A 6,893-nucleotide genomic window follows, 5' to 3' on the forward strand; every position below is an offset into this window, starting at 1 on the left:
TGTCGTCGCTCATGCCGTTACGGCGATAGAAATCGATGGCGCCCGTCAGCACTTCCTCTGCCCGGCTGAACTTGCCGATCTGAGTCAGCATGGATCCGAGGTTGTTGGCGGCCGCGGCCGCCAACTTCTCGTCTCCGATCTCGAGGTACTCCTCCATGCACGTCTCGAACCCGATTGCCGCGTCCTCGTAGTTTCCGCTCTGCTGCACTAGATGTGCTGCAGCGGCCAAACATTCCGTCGCGTCCTTGTACTCGTCGGCATCAATCCAGGCGTCCCGTGCGATCAGGAGATGCTCGACGATCTCGTCCTCGTCGACCACACCCATGAGGTGTACGGCCAGGTCCGTGAATGCCTGGCCGATTTGGCGAGCGTCACCGGTGTCGATGGAGGCCGCTGCGGCATCGTCAAGTTCGTCGGCGCGCTGCTGCCACTCCGCATATTCACTGTCCGCATCGTCGTCGGCCGTACTGCCTGACGTGCCACCGATGTCGTCGGTCATGTCGACAGGATAGGGGCCGAATGTGGCCGTCGCACTTCTCGCGGTGGGCACTCGTGACACGTGATTCCGGCCCAGGTCAACGGCGATGTCGCCGGACCAGGGTCGGGATCTGCTCGCCAGCAATCGAGTCTATAGCGCTGCCACTGCGCCAGTGCGGCAACGGGATCGTTGGCCTGCTGGGTTCGGTCGACGGCTACGGCGAGTTCCGTTGTAGGTCCCGGAATCTCCGCGCCGGGTGCGAAGTCCACGAATGCTTGTGCCGACGGCATCGTCCACCTCGTCGTCGTGATGATCTGCGCACCTGCGTGGAACATGGCTATCACCAAACCGAACGTTTCAGCGCTGCGGTAGTCGGCGCCCCCTTCGCACGCGATCATGGCCACTCGTCGGGGCATCGGCCACAGGTCGTCACCGACACGGTCTCGCCGTGATGCCGGGATCACCTCACCGTCGTCAAGTTGGGCGTCCTCAGTGCCCAGCAACAGATCCAGCGAGCACAGCGGGCGGTGCGCACCGTTCATCGAGTGTGCCCGACCCCAGCGGTTGGCGGTGTCAGACAGGTGCAGCGACGCCGAACCGGGCTCATTCAGAGTCGATGAAACGTGCCCGAAGTAGACGAATCGTGCTGGTGCAGTGCGTAATTCGTCGGATAGTGCCCATCGTCCGATCTCACGTTGCACCCCCGACATCGACGTGTGATTCTGTCGACGGACGTGGTCGACAAGGGCTGTGTAGTCCGAGTGCGCCGTCGACGCCGTCCTGGTGAGGGTCTGTCCCAGTCCGGACCCCGCAGGAAGAATCGGATCGACGACGTACAGCGTGGGCCGACCGGCGATCTCGTCGTTCCAGGGAGTGGGGATGGCGGCGCGACCGACATGGACCGACGCCGGGGGCTCATAACGCAGATCGGCCACCTCGACCAGTCTGGTCCGGCCGTCGACCGGCAACAATTCCCACGGCACACGCGCCAGCGAGGTGCTCGGTGTGAGGCGGACCAGAACGGGTTGCCCAGGCGTGTTCCGTTCTATGATCGCATGGCACACCGAGGTCGGCAGAATCTGGCGAGCCAGTCGATTGCTCAGTGCTGCTTCACTTTCCGGATGCATGAGTGCTCCGCTGAACGCTCGGAGGATGCGTTCGCTGTCGTCGCCGTCGGAGCCGATGAGGGCATTGCCGAGGTCGGTGAGCGCGGGTGCGATGTCCCCGGATCGGATGCGGTGCACGTAGGGGTTCGCCGGGTCGTCGAGCCAACGGAAGGACACGTAGGTGTCGCCGGCGTCGACGGCACGGATCAACAGTTCCGGGCGCTGCGGTGGGGTCGGTGATGTCATCGCGTGCCTCGACTATTCGCTGACGAGCGCGTACAACTCCGCGAATCCGGGTCGGGTGGGTCCGTCGAACACCGGGTCTGAGTCGATGAGATCACGCAGCCGCCGGACAGCGTCCGCGTACGCCTGGAGTTCCCGGCTGTCCTCGTAGTCATCGCAGAGCCCACGGACCGCATCGAGCGCACTCTGCGCCGATGCGCGCGCGCTGGTGAGGGTTTCGGCAATGTGTGTGCGGTTCTGGTCGATTTGGGCGCCCGAGGTTCCGATTCCGCTACCGCTCAGCGCGGCTCCGGCAACGCGGTGCAGCGTCCAGGCATATCGACAGTACCGATCAGCCTTGCTCACCCCGACACCTAGATCGTCGAGGTGCAGTTCAACGGGGTTGAATCCGGCCCCGACGATCGCGAAGTGTAAACCAGTAAACTCCCTGCCCTGCAATGGGATTCGAGCTGCCACCGTCCGGCCGGAGACCTGGCACGGTGCGAAGCCGACGAGATTGCCCGATGTCGAATCGGCCGCGACGGCAAAGAGTTCGGCAACCTCTGACGACGTCTCGTCGACGTTGTCACGCAACTGAGCTGACACTTCGGCCAGGCCGGGTTCCGCTGGCGTCGCGAAGACATCGGGCAGGCCAGGGCCGTTGAAGATGAGGAGTCGGGGCGGCACCGCGTTCAGGTCATTGAGCACGTCAACCGTGATCGCTGATGTGAGCGAACTGTCGAAGTGGCCCATGGCAACGTCTGCGACGGCGACCGATTCGTCAAAAGTGTACGTCCACAGGTTATCTGACTGCCCCTCGAGCTCTTGGAGCGATTGGTCGATGGCAGACCGGATATCGCTAGGGATGGAATCTGCTGGGGCAGAGCGCATGTAGAGTCCGAACGCATCGACCACCGCACCGGCGACACCGCCGCGAACCAAGTCGTCGGCGATGAGTTCAGCACCGATCGAACTCAGCCGATAAAACGTTGCCGCTGCATCGTCGTCTCCGGCAAGGCTTGCCGCGTACGCGCGATCAAGCAAGAGCGCGATGCCATCCAAATCGCCGAGATGACACTGTCGCACCGCGGAAAGGACCGCGATCCGCACGAATTCGTCGGAAAGCTCCGGCCCAGTTAGAGAGTCGCCGTCTGCAGCGGCAGTCAGAGCATCGATTGCCGCTACGTCACGAAAAACACCGCCCGCGGCAGACAATGTATCGACGTCCGGACCCACGACGCTAATGACGTCACGAGGGAAGGCGGCGTCGACGGTGATGGCCACCTCATTGATCCGAATGGTAACTGCACCGACCGCCGGTACGACGGATGATATCCACCCAATGCTGTTGTCGGCAGCGCGAATTGCCGATCCGATGTGACTCACGTCTTGTCGCTTTCTGGGTCGTCAGAGGTCGGGTCGTCGGGGGATGAGAGGGCCATATCGATAATCAACAGCACGGTTTGAGCAGCTCGCCTGGCGTGTGATTTGTCCGCCTCAGTTGCAGCTCCCGTGACATTCTCGTCGATCCACCGTGATTCTGCGTATGGTCGGATCTCGTCCGACGAGGACAACCCGTTGACCGGCCCGTCTGTCGCCGGGAGGATGTCGATCGCGACTAGTTTGGCCCATCGAGACGTGGCGTCTGCACCAGGATCGTAGTGTCGTCGGACCCAGTCGGCCGTCTTGATGAGCGCGGACAAGACCTGTGGCTCAAGCGATTCGACGGAGTCCCGACGTTTCCGTTTGGTGGGCCGCTTGCCAGCGGCGATCTTGGCGGTCTTCCCTTCCGCCTCAGAGCGGGCCGTCTGCTTACGATACTCATCGACCTTCTTGTCCCGGATTCGGCGCCGAAGGAGGGCGGGGGTCACATTCACATCGGCACCCCGCAAAAGACGGTTCTTCTGGGTGGTCACCATGCTCACGTAAGCCACCGAGAAGTACTCAGCGTCGTTGGGATGGACGTCGAGTTCGCGAGCGATTTCTTCTGTTCGTTCCTTAGCGATCAGCTCACACTCAGCGATGAACCGCGGTGTCGGCCGGAAGGGCATCGGGACGGCAGGATCGTCAAAGAGGTCGTCGACGTAGTCGGTGAGAGTGATCATTTCGTCACGGGTCAGCTTGTCGCTATTCTCGATCAGCGCTGGCAAAGCATGCAGGTAGGTCACCGCCGCTGTGTACCTATCGCGCTCGTGGCGCGCCGATGGATTGGTCAGAAAGCCGGTGAGACTTGCGTCGTCGGCGATTACCGAAGGGATAGGCGTACGTCGAGTCGCAAGAATCGGCCTTCCGGTCATGTCCAGACGGAGTTGAGTGGCTACCTTAATGCGCGCAGACCGCGCGATCAGACCGACCTCACCTCGAGCGTTCGACGGGTGCCAGGCCTTGAGGCTCGTCGTCCACCCCGCCGTATAGCGGGCCAAGGGTTCGACGTAACGAGTCCACGCCAGCGCTACCGCTGACCACGCGTCGGGGTCGGCCACCTGAATTGTTCTGTCGGACATCAGTAGCGCTGTAGTTGCGGTGAATCTGGGCGTAGTCCGCAACCAAGTGGCACGGCCCAGTTCTCCTGACCAACCCGGTCTTTCGGTCTTGAGCGCACCGTATTCGGGCGGGGGGGTGTCTATCATCAGTGCCACCCAAGACTTGACGAACGCGTCACGTTTCAGCCCCTCCACTGGGATGGTCAGCCATCCTGGCTCGGGCTCGTCGATCACCACTAGGTCGGGTGGTGTCAGCCGTTCCATCTACTACCCCGTTTCGTCGGTTCACCAGTCTAGACGGGAGGTCTGCCCTGGGGAGTGCACCGCGGGTGAAGTCTCCTTTTGGACGACACCCGCGGTGTCTGCGTCGGACTATCGCTGCAGTCCGATTACGACCACTCGATTGGCGGCGGCCGTCTGATCAGGACCGGCACCGGGTGGGGTGATCAGCTCGTCGTAGCCGACGCCACGCACGTCGGCGATGCGGGTGGGGTTGAGGCCACCTGAGGTGAGTGCGTCGGCGACGGCCTGGGCCCGCTCCTTCGACAGTTCCCGAGCGCCGTCGGCCGGTCCAAACTTCCACGTGTGCCCGGTGATGGTGATGGGGACACCGGTGCGGTTCAGTTGCCCTGCGAGCTGGGCCATCGTGTCGGTGACGCCGGGCAGCAGTTGCGCGGAGTCCGGGGCGAACAGCGCCGATGAGTCGACGGCGAGTTGGGTTGTGGAGGCAGAGAGCGTCGGGAGTTCGAACGCCGGCACACGGACCGTGTCTGCGCGGTGGGTGGATGCCGACTGTCGGGGTGCGGCCTTTTCCGATACCGACTCGCATGTGCTGGCGTGCGCCGCCTTGCAGAGATCAGTCCAGAATCCGATTACTTTTCGTCGCATGGGCTCTGGAAGTGGCTGTTGCTCCCCGGCCACCTGGCCAAGTCCGACGAAACGTACTCGTTTGCCGCTCAGGTCCGGTAGGAAGCCTTTGTCGGCGAGCGACTTGATGACCGTCGTATTGTCGAAATCCCAACCGAGACCTCGGAAATCGGCCAGCCCGTCGGTCTGCAAGCCACTCGATACGGCGACGATAGTGCTGCGCTCGGCACGGTGTGCCGCATCGTTGAGGCCGGCCAGCAGATCCAGTGACTGCGCGTTCGACGCCACCGAGGTCAGTTGCTTGTCGATGCCGGCGACGATCGGCTTGAGGCCCTTGTCGATCTCGTTCGGGTCCTCCTCCGGATCACTGCCACGCATGACGACCACGTCCGTGGCATTGCCCTGGGCAGCGACGGTTCCGTTGCGTGGCACCAGAATCTGCAGGGTGCCCTCACCGGTTTGTACAGAGTCGCGGAGGTAGTCCTCGAAGGACCCAGTGCCTGCGGGTGCCGCCTCATTGGCGGTGGCGGTCGCCACGACAAACATCGTCGCAGCGGATTCATCTGTGCCACAGGCAGACAGGGAGAGTGCGGTCGCGGCCGCGATGGCCGCCGCCGCGGTCCTGGGGACGTGGCGTCGAATGATGTTCATAGGGTAGGTGTCCTTTCGAGTTACCCGGGGCAGCTGAGGTCAGTGGACTGTTGAGGCGAGTTGCTCTTTGATCTCACGCATCAACTCGTCGTACGTGAGCTTGACGATGTCGCGGTAGTGGGGGCAGAAATGCTCGATGAAGGCGAGCTGGTCAGCCTCGTCATCGAGTTGGTCGAATGCCGCGATGTGCTCGTCGCTGAGTCCTGCGCACATACGCTCACCGACCTGCCTCGTGAGCTCTCCGTAGAGCGTGTCGGCCAGGTCGGCGAGGTCGCTATCAGCGAACTCCGCGGGTACCAGCCGTCTGAGGTTGCCCAGAATATCCAGGGCGGGTGGGAACGCTGTCATCAGTGGTCCTCCGTGATCGGTGAGCGGCCGGGGTGACCGCTCATAGACATAACCGTTTCTCCACTCGAGGTGTAATGGTGACGAAGTAGGGCCGGGGGCCGGTCCCGCGGCGGCGTACGTTCCCTACTCATCTGGTTGTTCGCGCTTGGTACTGTTCACGGCGCCAGCAAACTGTCCCCTAGCTACAGTTGAATCGCGTCCCCCGACTGAGCTACGAGGGTGATGTCAGCAGAGGTCCGGTGGAACCTGTGGTTTCCGGACTACCGAATCCCGTGGGTCACGGCCCAGTTAGCGGTTCTAACTGCGCTGGTGATGGCGTTGGCGTACTCGCAACACCACAGCGCAGTGATCCTGTCGCGCCAAGGTAGTGGCGTTCTGGCCGGGATGTGGTTGCGGTTGATTCAGGTCGGTGCAGTCACCCACGAACTGGAGTGGGACCGCGAATCGGCGATCGGCGGCAATGGCACACCCACGACGTTGGCGGCGGCGTTTGTTGGAACGTTGAGCCCCAGCCTCAAACTCGCTTCACTACGAGACCCGGAGTGCTATGGCGCGGCCGGCCGAATACATCAACCACATTGTCGGTGGGGTACAGGGCGGGATGAGGCCGCAATGTGGATGTGGAAGGCGATTGCAGCGAATACTCAATGCTCCGTAGATTTGGCGTGTCCCCCGTGAGCCGGTCCGGGTTGTTTTAGAGTCCTGATTGCCCTGATGAGGGCGGAGAAGGGACGATGA

Annotated in this window: 5 protein-coding genes and 1 pseudogene; all 6 read right to left on the bottom strand. The window is 62.6% G+C overall.

Annotated elements, in window-relative coordinates:
- Positions 1–499 (bottom strand): annotated as a pseudogene (locus A5766_RS20065) (tetratricopeptide repeat protein); the annotation flags it as partial.
- On the bottom strand, positions 496–1,830 hold the full coding sequence (locus A5766_RS20070) for a CHAT domain-containing protein (RefSeq protein ID WP_064906139.1): 1,335 nt from the start codon (positions 1,828–1,830) through the stop codon (positions 496–498). The gene A5766_RS20070 and the pseudogene A5766_RS20065, both read right to left, overlap by 4 nt.
- A 12-nt stretch (positions 1,831–1,842) precedes the next feature.
- The gene (locus A5766_RS20075; RefSeq protein ID WP_156527533.1) at positions 1,843–3,090 is read right to left on the bottom strand and encodes a hypothetical protein; all 1,248 of its coding nucleotides are present in this window, start codon (positions 3,088–3,090) and stop codon (positions 1,843–1,845) included.
- Positions 3,091–3,188: 98 nt separating this feature from the next.
- The gene (locus tag A5766_RS20080; RefSeq protein WP_064906143.1) at positions 3,189–4,553 is read right to left on the bottom strand and encodes a hypothetical protein; all 1,365 of its coding nucleotides are present in this window, start codon (positions 4,551–4,553) and stop codon (positions 3,189–3,191) included.
- Positions 4,554–4,661: 108 nt separating this feature from the next.
- The gene (locus A5766_RS20085; protein WP_082965586.1) at positions 4,662–5,807 is read right to left on the bottom strand and encodes an OmpA family protein; all 1,146 of its coding nucleotides are present in this window, start codon (positions 5,805–5,807) and stop codon (positions 4,662–4,664) included.
- 39 nt (positions 5,808–5,846) lie between these two features.
- Positions 5,847–6,155, bottom strand: coding sequence for a DUF5663 domain-containing protein (locus A5766_RS20090; RefSeq protein ID WP_064906145.1), 309 nt, complete (start codon positions 6,153–6,155; stop codon positions 5,847–5,849).
- Between the last annotated feature and the right edge of the window lie 738 nt (positions 6,156–6,893).

Source organism: Gordonia sp. 852002-51296_SCH5728562-b (genome assembly GCF_001665475.1).
Classification (GTDB): domain Bacteria; phylum Actinomycetota; class Actinomycetes; order Mycobacteriales; family Mycobacteriaceae; genus Gordonia; species Gordonia sputi.